23 protein-coding genes are annotated in these 17,331 nt (G+C 44.1%); all 23 read left to right on the top strand.

The genetic code is table 11. From position 1 onward, the window contains the following. Positions 1-203: 203 nt before the first annotated feature. Complete coding sequence (locus M1F25_RS12100) at positions 204-623, top strand: hypothetical protein (protein ID WP_229597444.1); 420 nt, start codon at positions 204-206, stop codon at positions 621-623. Further along, a complete protein-coding gene (locus M1F25_RS12095) occupies positions 620-982 on the top strand; it encodes a RusA family crossover junction endodeoxyribonuclease (protein WP_181487992.1) in 363 nt (120 codons plus the stop codon). The genes M1F25_RS12100 and M1F25_RS12095 overlap by 4 nt, the downstream gene beginning before the upstream one ends. A gap of 80 nt (positions 983-1,062) precedes the next feature. Beyond that, entirely contained in the window at positions 1,063-1,470 is a 408-nt protein-coding gene (locus tag M1F25_RS12090; protein WP_181487990.1) for a hypothetical protein, read from the top strand. A 4-nt stretch (positions 1,471-1,474) separates the two neighbouring features. Continuing rightward, positions 1,475-1,714, top strand: a complete 240-nt coding sequence (locus tag M1F25_RS12085) for a hypothetical protein (RefSeq protein ID WP_181489725.1) — start codon at positions 1,475-1,477, stop codon at positions 1,712-1,714. Positions 1,715-1,716: 2 nt separating this feature from the next. Further along, on the top strand, positions 1,717-2,025 hold the full coding sequence (locus M1F25_RS12080) for a hypothetical protein (protein ID WP_232368678.1): 309 nt from the start codon (positions 1,717-1,719) through the stop codon (positions 2,023-2,025). Positions 2,026-2,133: 108 nt separating this feature from the next. Further along, on the top strand, positions 2,134-2,325 hold the full coding sequence (locus tag M1F25_RS12075; RefSeq protein WP_181487988.1) for a Lar family restriction alleviation protein: 192 nt from the start codon (positions 2,134-2,136) through the stop codon (positions 2,323-2,325). Beyond that, positions 2,318-2,683: a hypothetical protein gene (locus M1F25_RS12070; RefSeq protein ID WP_181487986.1), complete on the top strand. Its 366-nt coding sequence runs from the start codon at positions 2,318-2,320 to the stop codon at positions 2,681-2,683. The genes M1F25_RS12075 and M1F25_RS12070 overlap by 8 nt, the downstream gene beginning before the upstream one ends. Next, positions 2,676-3,089: an HNH endonuclease gene (locus M1F25_RS12065; protein ID WP_181487984.1), complete on the top strand. Its 414-nt coding sequence runs from the start codon at positions 2,676-2,678 to the stop codon at positions 3,087-3,089. The genes M1F25_RS12070 and M1F25_RS12065 overlap by 8 nt, the downstream gene beginning before the upstream one ends. Before the next feature lie 62 nt (positions 3,090-3,151). After that, positions 3,152-3,712 (top strand): terminase small subunit, encoded by a 561-nt coding sequence (locus M1F25_RS12060; protein WP_232368677.1) that lies wholly within the window; start codon positions 3,152-3,154, stop codon positions 3,710-3,712. Then, positions 3,709-5,190 carry a terminase gene (locus M1F25_RS12055; RefSeq protein WP_181487980.1) on the top strand — a complete coding sequence of 494 codons (1,482 nt, stop codon included), beginning with the start codon at positions 3,709-3,711 and terminating at the stop codon, positions 5,188-5,190. The genes M1F25_RS12060 and M1F25_RS12055 overlap by 4 nt, the downstream gene beginning before the upstream one ends. Before the next feature lie 185 nt (positions 5,191-5,375). Further along, positions 5,376-5,591 (top strand): hypothetical protein, encoded by a 216-nt coding sequence (locus tag M1F25_RS12050; protein ID WP_004253720.1) that lies wholly within the window; start codon positions 5,376-5,378, stop codon positions 5,589-5,591. 15 nt (positions 5,592-5,606) lie between these two features. Beyond that, entirely contained in the window at positions 5,607-7,259 is a 1,653-nt protein-coding gene (locus M1F25_RS12045; protein ID WP_181487978.1) for a portal protein, read from the top strand. Next, positions 7,256-7,579 carry a hypothetical protein gene (locus M1F25_RS12040; protein WP_144141207.1) on the top strand — a complete coding sequence of 108 codons (324 nt, stop codon included), beginning with the start codon at positions 7,256-7,258 and terminating at the stop codon, positions 7,577-7,579. Before M1F25_RS12045 ends, M1F25_RS12040 begins: the two co-directional genes overlap by 4 nt. Beyond that, entirely contained in the window at positions 7,576-8,247 is a 672-nt protein-coding gene (locus M1F25_RS12035) for a peptidase (protein WP_181487976.1), read from the top strand. Before M1F25_RS12040 ends, M1F25_RS12035 begins: the two co-directional genes overlap by 4 nt. A gap of 16 nt (positions 8,248-8,263) precedes the next feature. Then, complete coding sequence (locus M1F25_RS12030; protein WP_181487974.1) at positions 8,264-9,253, top strand: major capsid protein; 990 nt, start codon at positions 8,264-8,266, stop codon at positions 9,251-9,253. 64 nt (positions 9,254-9,317) lie between these two features. Beyond that, positions 9,318-9,749 carry a Bbp16 family capsid cement protein gene (locus M1F25_RS12025; protein ID WP_181487972.1) on the top strand — a complete coding sequence of 144 codons (432 nt, stop codon included), beginning with the start codon at positions 9,318-9,320 and terminating at the stop codon, positions 9,747-9,749. Between the two features lie 8 nt (positions 9,750-9,757). Continuing rightward, a complete protein-coding gene (locus M1F25_RS12020) occupies positions 9,758-10,099 on the top strand; it encodes a hypothetical protein (protein WP_181487970.1) in 342 nt (113 codons plus the stop codon). A 51-nt stretch (positions 10,100-10,150) separates the two neighbouring features. Beyond that, positions 10,151-10,462, top strand: a complete 312-nt coding sequence (gp10, locus tag M1F25_RS12015; protein WP_164528787.1) for a capsid staple protein — start codon at positions 10,151-10,153, stop codon at positions 10,460-10,462. Beyond that, on the top strand, positions 10,462-11,067 hold the full coding sequence (locus M1F25_RS12010; protein ID WP_181487968.1) for a hypothetical protein: 606 nt from the start codon (positions 10,462-10,464) through the stop codon (positions 11,065-11,067). The genes gp10 and M1F25_RS12010 overlap by 1 nt, the downstream gene beginning before the upstream one ends. Continuing rightward, entirely contained in the window at positions 11,067-13,523 is a 2,457-nt protein-coding gene (locus M1F25_RS12005; RefSeq protein WP_181487966.1) for a hypothetical protein, read from the top strand. The genes M1F25_RS12010 and M1F25_RS12005 overlap by 1 nt, the downstream gene beginning before the upstream one ends. Then, entirely contained in the window at positions 13,507-14,001 is a 495-nt protein-coding gene (locus tag M1F25_RS12000; RefSeq protein WP_181487964.1) for a hypothetical protein, read from the top strand. Before M1F25_RS12005 ends, M1F25_RS12000 begins: the two co-directional genes overlap by 17 nt. Continuing rightward, positions 14,001-14,576 carry a hypothetical protein gene (locus M1F25_RS11995; RefSeq protein ID WP_181487962.1) on the top strand — a complete coding sequence of 192 codons (576 nt, stop codon included), beginning with the start codon at positions 14,001-14,003 and terminating at the stop codon, positions 14,574-14,576. Before M1F25_RS12000 ends, M1F25_RS11995 begins: the two co-directional genes overlap by 1 nt. Positions 14,577-14,586: 10 nt before the next feature. Then, the gene (locus M1F25_RS11990; RefSeq protein WP_181487960.1) at positions 14,587-17,331 is read left to right on the top strand and encodes a hypothetical protein; all 2,745 of its coding nucleotides are present in this window, start codon (positions 14,587-14,589) and stop codon (positions 17,329-17,331) included.

Here is a 17,331-nt window from a genome sequence, read left to right as displayed (position 1 = left end):
TCGCAAGCAGGATTAACATACAGGCGCTTTTGATATGCAGGATGATAAATCCCATAGGTTGAATGTAAAAATCAAATGTAGAGCGTTACAGAGCGTTTTAAAGGGTGGTAAGAAAATCAATTCTTACTGATTTTTTATGGTTGAAAAGATAAACAAATTGTTTATATTAACCGTATGGGTTAATCGAATTCGAGGTAATGGTTATGTTATTTCAGGATAGGGTTATAGAGCTACTCAAAGGCGGTCAAAGCATGTCGTTAAAAGCGATTAGAGACCATTTTGAAAGCAACGGTATTAAGGTTCCATATTGCACTGCAAAGAACGCCTTGAACCAACTGGAACAGTTTAATGTTGTTTTGTTGGTAACCGTTGAAGAGGGTGGAATTAGAGCATTTGGCTACAAGCTGAATGATAACTACGAGACTGGTTTAGCTAGACAAGCTAGCAGCAGTCAACGCCACAAGGTGAGAGCCAGTAAGCCAAAGAAAGCTAAATCACCAGTCGTGATACCTGAATATGGCCCATGGTGCCAAACAGGTGAACCTGCGCGGTTACAAATCATGCTCAATAAATTACTGGCGAAGCCTAGGGCGAAGCGTATTAAGCGAGGCTTAGCGGTATGAAAACCTTTGAATATCCAATTGTTCCAGTACCTAAGCCACGAATGACTCAGCGTGATAAGTGGCAGAGGCGACCAGCCGTAATGCGTTATAGAGCTTTCTGTGACGAAGTAAGAGCAAGGGGCATTAACCTGCCTGAGAGCGATTGCCACGTGATTTTTGTTATGCCTATGCCGAAGTCATGGAGCAAGAAAAAACAAGCCGAAATGAATGGTCAGCCACACCAGCAAAAACCAGACAAGGACAACTTAGAGAAAGCCTTACTAGACGCCATCTTTGACGATGATTCGCGTATATGGGATGGACGAGTTTCTAAGGTGTGGGGAACCACTGGAATGATAACGGTAAGGTTACCGGAATAATCGACAATTCATGAACTTGTTACCAATGGGTAAATAAGTGATTGAATTTACTAAATTAGAAATTAGTAAGGTAATTAATTATGAACAACAGAACGGCGACTAGAAGAGTGTGGTGCGCACCAATCACTAACAAGATTTTTTACGGAAGTGTCTGTAATGAGACTGGCAAGGTAGTAGGCGTTAAGAAAGACATTACAGGTGATGCGTTGCGTGCAGTCGCAGAGCATTTATTTAATCAACCTCGTGTGCTTTCGTTCGTTTTGAATAGCGGTCGGATCTTGTCGATTAAGGCATGCGTTACTGATAGCGAAGCGTCTGATAATTCCGTAGAGAATGCGGCTCATGACTTGCTTCATGCGATGCAGCGTATGGTAAATCAATTCTATGCGGCTGGTATTGAATCAAAAGAAGAGTCGCTAAACCCTATGGAAGAAGCGCTGTATCAGGCTGAGCAGGCAATCGCTAAAGCAACTGGAACAAAGGGGTAAGACTATGAGTGAAGATTCAAAAAATAAAACATATGAACTTCCTGAAAGCTTCAAACGCAATCATCAGTTTATGCCAATCATAGACCATCCCATTAGCTTACGTGACCAGTTCGCCATGTCTGCTATGCGGGGCATTTTATCAAACGAAGCCATGATTGCGGTTGTGATTGAAGAGTCAGCGGCGTGGGTATCTCGTGAGGCTTATCTCATGGCAGATGCAATGCTGTCGGCTAGGGGTAAATAACCATGGCAACCATCGTAATGAAGCATCCAAAAATTGATGATTTCCATAATGGCATTAAGCCAATGCCTAAACTATTCCGAGTGGTAAGCGTTGAACTTGATGTTTTGCGTATCGGCTTTGGCAGTGACTATGGCGTCATATTTGATTGTGATGCCACCGTAGTTAGGTTGGTAAGGCGAGTGAAGCACCGTGACGGATGGTGCTGGCAACTGGTTAGAGAGTATAAAGACCAAGAGGAATGGGATTATTGCTTTGAGTCTGACCGTGAGTGTTTGAACAACCTGAATTGGGAATTAGGGCTGTTTTATTAAACAAACAATCGTGACATGTCACGCGAGGTAATTTAATTATGATTAAACGTTACTTGGTATTTGCTGCATTCTGGTGCGTGTTCGTCGTCGCGGTGGGGATGTTATTCAATGGATAAAAATAAAATTACAGAAATAAAACCGTGCCCGTTCTGTGGTAGTCAGGTTGATATCGGTATTCATACTAACTCAATATTTGGTAGTTATTTTGTGTTTTGTAATAACTGTGATTCAACTGGGCCAATTCAAACCACAGAGAGCTCGGCGGTATCGGCATGGAACAAAAGGGCTTCACATGGCTAAATCACCAGCAGAGCGCAAAGCAGCGCAGCGCAAACGCCAGCGCGAAGCTGGCTTAGTTACTCCGCAGTGGCAGGTTGAAACCGAAGAACACGAAATGATTAAGCGCAATTGTGCATTGCGTAGACCAGGGCGCGAACCGTACGACGAATCGGAATACATTCAAATGCTCATACGCAATGATGATGCGCGGCTTAAGCGTGAGATTGCGGAGTTATCAAAGCGGTGTTGTGGTAAGTGTGGCGAGCAACTACCAGTAGCTAATTGCTGCCTATCCGGTGCCGCTGAGTGCTGGAATACTAAAGGGTGGCATGAGACTAAATTGAGAGACCTTGAGCAGGAGAGTTTCAATAATGACTAAAGTACAAAGAGAAAAACTTAGAATGTTATTTGGTGGTAAATGCGCTTATTGCGGCTGTGAATTACCAGAGAAAGGCTGGCATGCTGACCACTTGGAGCCGATAGTAAGAAAGATGACACAAGACATGGAGGCAGCCAAGAAAGGTCAGTTCAAATACAAAGCAACTGGCGAGTGTTACCATCCTGAACGCGATAATGAAGATAATTTAGTTCCAGCATGTAAATCATGCAACATCTACAAATCAAGCAATGACATTGAAGCTTTTAGGCGAATAATTACTAGTTTTGCTGTGAACTCACTAGCTAGAACTCAATCGCTTAGGGCTGCAACTAGATTTGGGATATTAACAGTCGATGAGTCTCCTGTTACTTTCTGGTTTGAAAAATATCAGGAATCCACTAGCTGATAATCTCATAAGGTTTGAATGTTATCTTTTAGTTGGTCATAATAACCGTAGAGGTGATGATTATGACCACAAAGAAACCACGTAAGCCACCAGCAAGAAAACCTACACCGCTTAACGCTCAAATGGAGCGTTTCTGTCAGGAATATATCAAAGCCCCTGATAATCAAACCAATGCAGCGCTAGCAGCAGGCTATGCCGAAGCTAGCGCCTGTAAGCGTGCATCTCAACTTATGAAAGAGCCGCGAGTCATTGATCGTATCGCACAGCTCATGCAGCAGCGTAATAAGCGCAAGAAGCTAGACGCTGACAGCGTGTTAGAGCGATTGGTTAATATGCTTGATGCTGATATTGCAGATATTCTCACTAATACGGGCGATATCAAGCCAATTAAAGATTGGCCTGCAGTATGGCGAAAAAGTATTAATGCATTCGAAATAGCTGTCATTGATGAAAAGGTTACCGTTAAGAAAGTGAAGCTGTTAGATAAGCTACGTGTGCTTGAAATGGTCGGTAAGCACGTTGACGTTAACGCATTCCGTGAGCGCTATCAGGTTGATGTGACTATTTCCCTTGCTGATAGGCTGGCAGCAGCCCGTAAGCGTGCCGCTGGTGGTGAGCAATGATTGATACCATGTCGCCAGAAGAGCAGCTAATTAACGATATCGGTATGTTTACGCATGACCCGTTAAGCTATGCGCTGTACGCATTTCCTTGGGGGGAAGCTGGTACCGAACTCGAAAATGCTAGTGGCCCTCGTCAATGGCAAGCGGAAGCACTTAACGAAATAGGTGAGCATCTACGCAATCCAGAGACACGACACCAGCCGTTACAGCTTGCTAGGGCATCAGGTCACGGTATTGGTAAATCTGCTTTCATATCAATGATTATCAAGTGGGGTATGGACACCTGTGAAGATTGCAAAGTCGTTGTCACTGCCAACACAGAAAACCAGCTACGAACTAAAACATGGCCAGAGATAGCGAAGTGGCAGCGCCTATCTATCACCAAGGATTGGTTTACATGCACCAAAACAGCTATCTACTCCAATGACCCTAATCATGCTAATGCTTGGCGTGCTGATGCTGTGCCATGGTCGGAGAACAATACGGAAGCATTCGCAGGGCTGCACAACCAAGGCAAGCGCATCATTCTAATTTTCGATGAGGCTTCTAACATTGCGGATCTGGTATGGGAAGTAGCAGAGGGTGCTTTGACGGATGAAAACACAGAAATCATCTGGGTAGCGTTTGGTAACCCGACACGTAATACAGGCCGCTTCCGCGAGTGTTTTCGTAAGTTTAAGCACCGCTGGAAAACTAAGCAGATTGATAGCCGTACGGTTGAAGGTACCAACAAAGAGCAGATTGATAAATGGATAGAGGACAGGGGCGAGGATAGCGACTTTGTTAAGGTTCGTGTGCGCGGTATCTTTCCATCAACATCTGAAACCCAATTTATACCCACTGGCCTAACTGATGCAGCAATGAAGCGCACAGTAACACAAGCCGAAGTATCACACGCACCAATTATCATAGGTGTTGATCCTGCATATTCTGGTGATGATGATGCCGTAATTTATTTGCGGCAAGGGCTGCACAGTAAATGCCTGTGGACGGGTAACAAAACTACTGACGATATCGTTATGGCAAAGCGTATTGCTGACTATGAGGATCAGTATCAGGCTGATGCTGTGCATATCGACTTTGGCTACGGTACTGGTATTTATTCAGTTGGTATGAGTTGGGGGCGAGATTGGCAGCTTGTGCAATTCAATGGCGCATCAACTGACCCACAAATGCTGAACAAGCGCGGAGAAATGTATAACAATGTTAAGTCATGGCTCAAGATAGGCGGGGCTATTGACGATCAAGACGTTGCCGAGGATTTATCAACACCAGAGTACAAGGTGGAGCTAAGCGGTAAAATACTATTAGAATCCAAGGTTGATATTAAAAAACGTATTGGACGCTCACCAGGTAAAGGTGATGCGCTAGCGTTAACATTTGCTTACCCAGTCACCAAAAAAGAACGCCACAACATTTCTACATCTAGTCAGGGAAGTAACGTTGTTAGTGATGCTGATTACGATCCATATGCCTAACTAACAGGCAAAAAAAAACCTCACAGCGAGGGCAAATGTAAGCAAAGGAAAGTCACTTGATAACGGGCAAAGGAATATCCGACTAACGACCGATAACCAAAATGTATATCTTGGTTTTATATTTGTCAAATAAGATATACAATAAATCATAAAGTATATTATTGTTTATTTTGCTGAGGTGTTATATGTGCGGAAATATCCTAGGTGGTACCCCAAAGATTAAAACCCCTCCACCAGTTCAGGCAGCGCCACAAGAGCAGGACGAGGCTGTAGTAGGTTCGCGTGATGAAGAGCTACGCCGCCGCCGTGCTGCCGCTGGTCGTAAGTCAACATTGCTAACAGGTGCGCAGGGTACAACCAATGCAGCATCAACCAGCGGTAAAACGCTACTTGGTCAGTAACCTAACGGGGGCGGTATGAGTTTAAAGCAGGATTTATTAAAACAACTCTCACAGCTTAAGAATGAGCGCCAATCATTTGAGCCGCACTGGAAAGAGCTTGCAGAGTATACTCGCCCTCGTAGTACTCGTTTTAACACATCAGAAGTTAATCGCGGTGATAGACGTAATACGAAAATCATCGACCAAGAAGCGGCTAAATCAGAGCGTACTTTATCAAGTGGCATGATGTCAGGGATAACTAGCCCTGCCCGTAAGTGGTTCCGTTTGGCTACGCCAGACCCTGACATGATGAATTATAGCCCTGTAAAAATGTGGCTTGAAGTCGTTGAGCAACGCATGAACGAAGTGTTCAACCGTTCCAATATCTATCAATCACTACCGCAAACTTATTCCGATATTGGCACCTTTGCCACCAGCGCATTAGCTGTGCTGGAAGATAACGAGCGAGTTATTCGCACTGTACCTTTTCCAGTTGGTAGTTATTACATTGCTAATGGACCTGACTTAACCGTAGACACTTGTTTCCGTGAATTCAGCATGACAGTGCGCCAGTTGGTTATGGAGTTCGGGTTAGACAATGTGAGTGAACAGGTTAAAAGCATGTGGGACTCTGGCAACTATAGCCAGTGGATCACCGTCATTCATTCAGTTTACCCGAATTTAAACCGCATCAGCGGAAAGCTGGACGCTAAGAACAAGCTATTTAAATCCGTTTACTTTGAAATGGGTGGCGATAGCGACCGTGTTCTACGTGAATCTGGCTTTGATGAGTTCCCTATCATGGCACCACGTTGGGAAGTTAACGGCGAAGACGTCTACGGTTCATCGTGCCCCGGTATGATTGCGTTAGGTAGCGTTAAAGCATTGCAGCTATTGCAGCGCCGCAAAGCACAGCAGATTGATAAAGTCACTAACCCACCAATGCAAGCGCCTGCATCGATTAAGAATCAACGAATTTCCCTTGTGCCGGGTGGAATAACTTATCTACCAATAGCTGGCGCTGACCAAATGATTAAGCCGATATTTCAAGTACAGGCCGACATTAACGGCTTGATTGCTGATATTGGTGATACTCGTAATCAAATCAAAGAGGCCTATTTCTCTGACCTTTTCATGATGATGCAGTCTGTAAACACGCGCTCAATGCCTGTTGAGGCAGTAATTGAAATGCGTGAAGAGAAGTTACTCATGTTAGGGCCTGTCTTACAACGCTTGGATTCTGAACTACTCGACAAGTTAATTAATCGTACGTTCGCAATCATGGCGCGTAAAAACCTATTACCCGTGCCACCAGAAGAAATGCAGGGTATGCAGCTTAAGGTTGAATACATTTCCGTAATGGCACAAGCGCAAAAATCCATTGGAGCAAGCAGCATTGAGCGCTTTGTAGGCTTCGTTGGTGGTTTGGCGAATATGAAACCAGAGGCACTCGACAAGCTGAACACCGACGAAATGATTGATAACTACGCTGAATCAATCGGTGTTTCCCCAACTATCGTTTCCTCTAATGACCAAGTGGCTGCTATTCGTCAGCAACGCGCAGAGCAACAACAGCAGATGCAACAACAGCAAATGGCACAAGAGGCGATTGCTGGTGCTCAGGCTCTTGGCAATACCCCTATGGACGATAACAGCGCCTTAGCTGCGCTTGCTGGTGGTGGTCAATGACACAGTTTAATGATTACACCGAAGAGGAAAAGGCAGAGATTCAGGCTAATTTAGAGCTTAAAGAAAAGCTCAAAAGAGAGCGTGAGATAGAGGATATCAAGCAAATAATGAGCACAGAAGCTGGTCGCCGTTTTGTTTGGAGGATCACTAGCTCATGTGGTGTTTTCGATATTTCATTTACTAATGACCCGTATGTTACCGCTTTTAACGAAGGCGCTCGTAATCAGGGGTTGATGCTATTAAGTGATGTTATGGAATTCTGCGCTGAGCAATATCTACTCATGGCAGAAGAAGCCAAAGAACAGGAGAACAATCAATGAATTTATTTCAACGCTTACTGTTTCGTCGCCTTTGTAATGAGGTTCCAGTTGATGGTGGTGAAGGTGGCGGCGGTGCTCCAGCGCAGGAGCCAGCACCAGCAAAACAAGATGCTCCAGCAAATGGTGATAATCCAGCGCCTGCAGGTACAGAGCCTAGTAAGACTGATGATAAGACCAATCCTGAGCCAAAAGGTGATGACAAGAAGCCTGTAAGCGCTGCACCTGAAAAGTATGAGTTTACGGCTGGAGAAGGTCAGGAACTGGACAAAGAAGCGGTAGCAGCGTTTGAACCTATCGCGCGTGAAATTGGTTTAAGCAACGAGCAGGCGCAAAAGATTGTTGACGTCTACGGCTCTACAATCATTCCGCAAATTGCCAAGCAGCAAGAGGCCGCATGGCAAAAGCAAGTAACCGAATGGGCAGAAACGGTAAAAGCAGATAAAGAACTGGGTTCTGTTGAGTCAATCGGTAATGCACAAAAAGCTATGGATCAGTTCGGTACGCCAGAGCTTAAGCAATATTTAAATGATTCAGGACTTGGTAATCATCCTGAGTTATTCCGTATTTTTTCAAGAATTGGCAAGGCCATGTCTGAGGACGGTTTTGTTAGTGGCAGCAGTGAAAACGCTCGCAGTGCTGCGGATGTTCTTTTTGGTGATAGCAAATAAGGTATAGGAGAAAATTATGCCTCAAGCTCTAACATTGGCTGACTGGGCTAAGCGTCAAGACCCAAACAGCAAGCAAGCGAAGATCGTTGAACTGCTCAATCAGTCTAACGAAATTCTTGATGATATGGTGTTTGTTGAAGGTAACTTGCCTACAGGCCACCGTACAACTGTCCGCACAGGTTTACCATCTGCAACTTGGCGTTTGTTGAACTACGGTGTACCACCAAGCAAATCAACTACTGCTCAGGTTACAGACTCTACAGGTATGCTGGAAACTTACTCAGAAGTTGATAAAGAACTTGCTGATATCAATGGTAATACAAGTGAGTTTTTATTGTCAGAAGCACAGGCCTTCATTGAATCCATGAACCAACAAATGGCTGAAACGTTGTTTTATGGTGACACTACTGTACATGCACAGCGCTTCACTGGTCTTTCTGCGCGCTTCAATGATTTAAATGCTAAGAATGGTGTAAACATCATTGATGCTGGTGGCACTGGCAGCAATTTAACCTCTATTTGGTTAGTAGTGTGGGGGCAGAATACCGTTCATGGCATCTACCCTAAAGGTTCTAAGGCTGGTCTTGAACAGAAACACTTAGGCGAAGTTACATTAGAAGATAAAGACGGTGGTAAATATCAAGGTTACCGCACTCATTTCCAATGGAAAAATGGCTTAACTATGCGCGACTGGCGTTATGTGGTTCGTATCGCTAACGTTGACCTATCTAAGTTAACCAAAGATCCAGAAGCAGCAGGTGCTATCGACTTGCCTGATTTACTGATTCAGGCGATTGAGAAAATCCCTAATCTGTCTATGGGTAAACCTGTTTTCTATTGCAATCAGCAGGTTCGTAGCTGGATGCGCCGCCAGATTAAAAACTCAAAGAACGTCAATATTTCTATGCAAGAAGTTGCAGGGAAGAAGGTTGTTTCTTTTGATGAAATCCCTGTGCGCCGTACCGATGCAATTCTCACAACTGAGGATCAGGTGGTCGCTAAGTAAGGCAGGCCTATTGTGCGGTGCCTGAATGGGTGCCGCTAACTTAATTTTGTTGGGAGTTCGCAACATGATTTTAGATAAAGAAACCCTATTTTCTCTCGACCAAGTAGTAACCGCATCAGCGACTGCGACCAGTATCATTGACCTAACGCCAGTCAAAGGTGATTTCCGTGATATCGGTATCGGTGAGCCGTTGCAATTGTTTGCGCAGATTACTGAGCAGGCAACAGCTGCAGGTGACGCAAAAGTACAAATCGTACTGGAAACATCAAAAGACAAAGCGTTTACAACGCCTGTTGCTATCTTCCAGTCATTCGCTATGCCAATTGCGGACCTGAACGCAGGTAAGCGCATTATCGGTACTGTTCCGCATGGTGTTATTAAGTATCTGCGCCTACGTTACGTTGTCACAGATGGTCCATTAACTGCAGGTAAGTTTACAGCGGGTATCGTACTTAACACTGATGCTCATCCTATCTACAACGCCGTAACTAATTAAGGTGTGACATGTCACGATATAAAGTTTTGAAAAAATCATTTATCGCTGGTCGTCTGCTTGAAGTTGGTGAGGAGGTTGAATACAGCGGTATTGCTGGCAGCAACTTAAAGTTGATTGGTGGTGATGATGCTAAACCTGATACTGGCGCTTTGGTTGATGGGGCTAGTGGTGATAGTAGTGAGGTTGTAACCAATACTGTTATCAGTGGATCAGGCGATACGGTTGATTCTAGCCTTGAAGCTTTGCGCGAACAGTACACACAACTGTTTGGTAAAGCACCTCATCACAACATGGGCGCAGAGAAGATGCGCACTGCGATAGATGAAAGACGTAAAGAATTAGCGATTTAATTTTCGCGTTAAAGGGGGCGAAAGCCCCTTTTTCTTTTGGAGATACAGGCAATGAAAATGGTCAACTTAAAAATTAGCACAGAAACTTTTGAGAATTCCAAAGGTGAGAGCGAAACACGTGATGAATATCCTTACGGCCTAACTCTCTATCTGGATAATGAAACGTTAGAGAAGCTAGGCGCCACCATCCCTGATGTTGGCGAATCAATTGAATTGTCTGGTATTGCCAAAATTAAATCTAAACGTACCGATGAGCGAGAAGGCAAAAAAACAACATCAGTTGATTTGCAGATAACGGATCTAGCCTTGGGCTCAGGTGATACCAAATCGGCGGCAGATGTTTTGTTTGATGGGGGTGAGTAATGGCCTCAGAAATCGAAATCTGTAACTTGGCACTTAGTCGCATCGGTAATAGCCGATTCATTAATAGTCTAAGCGAAAAGAGCAAAGAAGCCGAGCAATGCAATTTACACTTCAATCATTGCCGCGATACTACGCTCTCTGATTTTCCGTGGAACTTTGCCAGTAAGCGCGTTGCTTTGGCTGATACAAATAACCCGCCGCCAGACTGGAAGTTTGCCTATAGCTATCCAACCGACTGTTTAAAGGCAATAGCGATTATTCAATCTGGCCAGAAATATCCTCAACCGCACAATGCAATTAATTTTCTTGTGGGTTCGGATGCTGACGGCACAGGAAAACTTATTTACTGCGACCAACCGCAAGCATGGCTTCAATACACTGCGTCAGTCACTGATGTGAATATGTTTGATTCATTATTCATAGATGCGCTGGCATGGCGTTTGGCAGGTGAGCTTGCACGCCCATTAGCTTCTAACTCTGGTATCGGTAGTGAAGCATTTCAGATGTACACAATGTCGATTGCTAACGCTGGTGCTCATTCCCTTGATGAATCATCGGAGCCTAACGACTACATGGATCCATTTACAGAAGCGAGGTTATCGTAATGGCTTATAGCATCATTCAACCGAGTTTTTCTGGTGGCGAAATCGCACCTAGCCTTTATGGGCGTATTGACCTAGCAAAATACTCTACCGCTTTACGTAAGTGTGAAAACTTTCTTGTACGTCAATATGGCGGCATTGAAAACAGACCGGGTACCAAGTTTATTGCAGCGGCAAAATACCCTAACAAGAAATGCCGCCTGATCCCGTTCCAATTCAGCACAGTGCAAACTTACGCCCTTGAAATGGGTGATAAGTATATGCGAGTGATTAAAGATGGTGGACAGGTACTTTATGCAGATGGTGAGCACGAAGGCGAAATATTCGAACTGGCAACGCCATACAGAGAAGCTGACCTATTCAATTTAAAATTCACACAGTCAGCGGACGTAATGACTATCGTACATGCTGATTACCCACCGATGGAACTACAGCGTTATGATCATGACGATTGGAAGCTGGTACCTGTTGAAACGCGCAATGGGCCATTCGAAGATATCAACACGGATAAAGAGCGTAAGTTATACGTTAGCGCCAGTACAGGTGATGTAACGCTGACTGCAACGCATAATATCTTTGGTGCTGAATTGGTCGGCAAGCAAATCTATATTGAACAGCAAGCTATTGATGCTGTACCAGTATGGGAAACAGACAAGACGACTAACATTAATGATCAGCGTCGTGCAGGTGCTAATTACTACCGTGCCAATACTGCAGGTAAAAGCGGAACATTAAGACCATCACACACAGAGGGCATGAGTTGGGATGGTTGGGGCGGTGATGCTGGGATCCAGTGGGAGTACCTTCACAGTGGTTTCGGTATCGTTAAAATTAACTCAGTCAGTGCTGACGGTTTAACGGCGACTGGTAAAGTTGTTTCATACATTCCATCAAATGCTGTAGGTGAAGAAAATGCTACATACAAGTGGGCGCGTTCGGTTTGGAATGATGTAGACGGCTACCCAAGCACTGTTATGTATTATCAGCAGCGCTTATTTTTTGCTGGCTCTCGTGCTTACCCGCAAACTATTTGGGCTAGTCGTAGTGGGGACTATAAAGACTTTGGCAAGAATAACCCGATACAAGATGATGACCGTATCATCTACACCTATGCAGGACGCCAAGTTAATGAAATTCGTCACTTAATTGATGTGGGTTCGCTGGTGGCCTTAACGTCTGGCGGTGAGTATCAAATCACTGGGGATCAGAACAAAGTATTAACGCCTAGTAGTTTCTCTTTTTCCTCGCAAGGTGCCAATGGCTGTAGTGATGTGCCACCAATTGCTGTTGCTAATATCGCTTTGTACATCCAAGAAAAAGGTAGCGCAGTGCGTGACCTCGCGTACTCATTCGACGTTGACGGGTACCAAGGCACCGATTTAACCATCATGGCTAATCATCTCTTTCAGCGCCACCAGATTATTGATTGGGCGTTTTCTATCGTTCCTTACTCAATCGCTTGGTGTATTCGCGATGATGGTAAATTGCTTTCATTGACGTACCTCAGAGAGCAGCAAGTATTTGCTTGGGCACCACAAGAGACTGACGGACAATTTGAATCAACCTGCAGCGTCAGTGAAGGTAATGAAGATGCGGTTTACTTCATTGTGTGCCGTAAAGTTGGTGACGGTACTGTGCGTTATATAGAGCGCTTAAGTAGTCGCTTATTTACCAAGACAGAGGACGCTTTCTTTGTTGATTCAGGTCTTAGCTATGATGGCAGAAATAAAGATGAGTCTAGCACTGTTCACTTAACCACAGTCGATAACTGGACGTACGAAGGTGATATTTCCTTAACCGCCAGCAATGCCATTTTTAAAGATAGTGATATCGGTAACGCTATTCACTTACCTTATTTTGAAGACGATGAAAATAAAACGTTACGTTGTGAAATTACTGAGTTTATTAATACTCATGCGGTGCGGGTAACGCCTAATCGTGATGCGCCTGAATTACTACAGGATAAGCCATTAAGCGAATGGGGCTTTGCACGTTTCCGTTTTGAGGGGTTACAGCATATTGAAGGTAAAACCACCAGCATTCTAGCCGATGCAAACGTATTACCTCAGCAAAAAGTATCTGGCGGCGCAGTGTCATTAGAAGAGCCAGCCGTAGTAGTTCACATAGGGCTACCGTACGTTAGCGATATGGAAACCTTAGATATTCATATCAACGGGCAAGAAACGTTACTCGACAAAAAGAAACTGGTTAAGGTGGCAAGCCTTATTGTCAATTCAAGTCGTGGCATATGGGCCGGTACCGAAAAAGACCGGTTATATGAATATGCTCAACGTGAATTCGAGTTCTACGATAATCCGGTTGATGATGCCACTGGCGTAGTAGAAATTAATCTTGATGCACAGTGGAGCAAAAACGGCCGTGTGTATGTCAGGCAGTCAGATCCATTACCTTTATCAATCCTCGCTGCAATACCGCGCTTAGATGTGGGGGGCTTCTAATATGGCAAAGAGTATTGTTCAAATCGTACCAGCAACATTAGAGCATGCGCAGGCGTTGGTACCGCATGTTAGGCAAGCTGATATTGATGAATTCTATGCATTGAACCTATCAACGCCTGAGGAGGTTTTAGCCTCAGGCATTAACCTATCTACAAAATCATGGGCCGCTATTTTCAATGGTGAGGTAGCGGCTATCTTTGGTGTGTCGCCAGCGTCCATTATCGGTGGTGTTGGTATTCCGTGGTTAGTTGGCTCAGATATTTTAGAGAAGCACCAGAAAGCCTTTCTACGCCGCTGTAAGCCGTTCGTTGGCCTAATGCTACAAATCTATCCTGAACTGCTTAATTATGTTGATGAGCGCAATTACATTGCTAAATCGTGGCTGCATTGGCTAGGCTTCAAATTAGAAGATACGCAGCCCATTGGTGCGCTTAATTATCCGTTTCATAAATTCACGATGAATGCGAGGGCGAAATAATGTGTAGTCCAGCCATTTTAGCAGGGGGCATTCTAGCCTCGGCAGGTATGCAGGCATATAGCCAATATCAATCAGGCAAGTTTAACGCTGATGTAGCCAACCAAAATGCACGACAGAATGAGCAGGCGGCGAATGATTCAATCAATCGTGGCAATGCCGAAGCGGAAAAACAGCGTTCACGCACACGGCAATTAGCAGGATCACAAGCGGCGGCAATGTCAGCGAGTGGACTTGATTTAAGTTCGTCTGGTGCCCTTGATATGTTCGGCGATACTGCGGCAATGGGTGAGTTAGACGCTTTAACACTGGTTAATAATGCGAGTCGTGAAGCTTACGGCCTACGTATGCAAGCAGCTAATGACAGACTGCAGGGAAAAATGGCACGCCGTGAGGGTAATTTTGGCGCTGCTACAACATTATTAACAGCACCAATTAAAGCATACGGTGCGTATCAATTGGCTGGTGGTACGTGGGATCCTTTCTCTGGTACATCTGGCGCGGCAGCTGGTGGTAGTTCAAGTAACAACATGTTTGATATTGCTAAGAAAAGCGGTAGCAACCGTTTTGTATTTTAAGAGGTGATGTATGCCAATTGTACCAACGTATAAAGAACAACAGGTTAGTTCATCGCCTCTGCCAAATAATGGCTTTAGTGTTCAGTCTAGCCCTAATCAGTTTGGTGCTGGCTTAGGTCCGGTTGCAGATCAATACACAGGCTTATTCGCAGAAGCGAAGCAACGTGCTAATGTGGCGCTGGCACAAGATGCATCACTGCAACTTAGACAGAAAGCCAATGAATTGATGAACGATCCGCGCAATGGATTACTTGCAATGCAGGGTAAGAATGCTATTGGTAAAGGTTATGAGTTTGAGCAGGCATTTGATAATGCCGCTGGTGAAATAGCAGGAACGTTGCAGGATGATGCAATCAAAAGTATGTTCGCACAGCAAGCAAAAGAAATGCGGTTGCAGTTTAGCTCGCAGGCTAATAAGCATGAAATGGGGCAAATTAAAGCTTACGAACAAGACCAATTCCAAGCAACGTTATCTGTTAATGCGGAGTCAGCTGCTAGTTTGTACGGTGATAACAATGCTTACCTATCAGCAAACAAACAAGTATTCCAACAAATAGAAGAATTTGGGTTTTCGCACGGCTGGAGTGATGAGCAGATACTAGCCAAGAAACAGGAGTTTAAAACAGCTACAGCCAAGAGAGCTATTGAAAACCAGATAGGCTCTGATTATATGCAGTTTATGCGGCAGAACGGAGAGCCGTCAGATAACGGTGGTATTAGTCGTTATTATGATAAATCTACCTCATCTTCTAGCAGTGGATCTGCGCGTGGAGTTCGTAATAACAACCCAGGCAACATTAGAATGTCAAAGGATGTTTGGGTAGGGCAAACGGGTAATGACGGTTCGTTTGTGACATTCGCTACGCCTGCACATGGCATTAGAGCTACAGGAAAAAACCTATTATCGTATGCTAGGCAGGGGTATGTAACACCTGAGCAAATTATTACTCGCTGGGCTCCACCTGAGGATGATAACGACACTGAAGGTTATATTAAATTCGTATCTGATTATCTCAATGTTCCTCGTGATACTGTTCTTGACCTAACAGACTTAGATACATTAACTCGGCTATCAATGGCGATAATGATTCAAGAGAATGGGCAAGGTGAAGTTAGCAAGCTATCTAATGATGATATTTCAAATGGAATTCAATCAGCGCTTGGATTGGTAAGTTTACCTAGCTCACCTAATGCACCTAAACGCTTAACTGGTTCAGTAGCTTTCGATGCGCTAGACGAATCATACCAAGCCAAATACTTAAAGCAAGCCGAGCAAATGGACAAGCAACGCCAGCAGCAACTACAAATTGAGCTTGGTACCACTATTTCTGATTCCTATGCAGCATGGGAAAACGGTCTTGATGCACCTAATGCGCCATCTGAAAAAACTATTATTTCTGCTTTTGGTTATGACAAAGGCACTACAATGATAGCGGATATGCGAGAAGCGAAGCGCTATGCTGGATTGATATCAGCTGCTAAAGATATGACGCCACAGGCTCAGCGCTCATTATTAAACAGCATCATGCCGGACCCATCTGAAAGCAGTTATGCAAGTAAAATGCAGCGTTGGGAAAAATTCGGTAAGTTTGTTGATAGCAATATCAAGGCACAAGAAAAGGTATTTTCTGCCAATCGCCTGCAGTTATCTATACAGAATAACTTCCCGCTAGATCCTAACGATAAAAGTAATCAAGATGCAGCTGATAGCTATTTTACTAACAATATCGAATCATCATTCAATATTCGAGATGAGAATAGTTTAAATGCTGTAGCTGAAATATCCAGCCGTACGGGAATTATTCCATCGCAAATAAAATCAAAACTAGTGACTGGTTCAACATCTAAAAACCCTGAATTAGTCATTCCAATGGCTAAAATGTACGGGCAAATATTTGATAATAATCCTTCTGCGATTAATGGCCTATCTACTGATGCCATGGCTTACTATGGAAAAATATACGATTTAACGCGCTCAGGTATGGATAGTGAAAAAGCCATAGATATTGCATACAACCTAACATATGAGCAGAACGATAGAACCAAGGCGATTATCGCTGAACAGATGCGTGATAAGAAATATAGCAAAGAAAGAGAGAAAGCAGCACAAGGTAATATTAATAGTTTCTTTGCATTAGGTGGTTTCTCATCGCCAAATATCACCAAGCCAAGTGTTAGTAACCGTGAATATATGCGAGATTACCAAACGCTTTATGATGCAAACTTTGCTAGTACTGGTGGGGATCCTGATTTAGCTAAAAAAATGACGGATGCCCAGGTTAAAAAAACATGGGGTGTCACTTCAATCAATGGTAAAGATGAAGTTATGCGTTATGCGCCTGAGGCTGTTTACGGTACCAATGAGAGCAGCGCAGGTAACTGGATCATAGGCCAATGGCGTGAAGAACAAAAACAGCTTAGATCTAAAGTGTTTGGCGGCATGCCTGATGATGCTGAATTTGTTTTAGTTCCTGATGCGGTGACTGCCCGCGATTACAGTTATGCAATTATGTTGAAACAAACTGGTAGCGATAACATCCCTGTATTTACACCTTTCCTTGGTGATAACGGCATGCCGTCACGCTTCAAGCCAGAGCAATCATCATCACCAATGTACCGTGAAGTTATGGATAAACGCCAGAAAACATACCAAGAAGCAAAGAAAGAGCGTGAGATATTAGAAGGTAACGCCAAACCTGAGCCTATTGATTATGGTTTCAGCAACACACTTAACACCATGTTCGGGAGAGAATAA

Origin of the sequence: Providencia sp. PROV109 (assembly GCF_033681625.1) — a bacterium.
GTDB lineage: Bacteria > Pseudomonadota > Gammaproteobacteria > Enterobacterales > Enterobacteriaceae > Providencia > Providencia hangzhouensis.
Note: the sequence above shows the minus strand (reverse complement) of the source record. Positions and strands in the feature narration are given on the sequence as shown.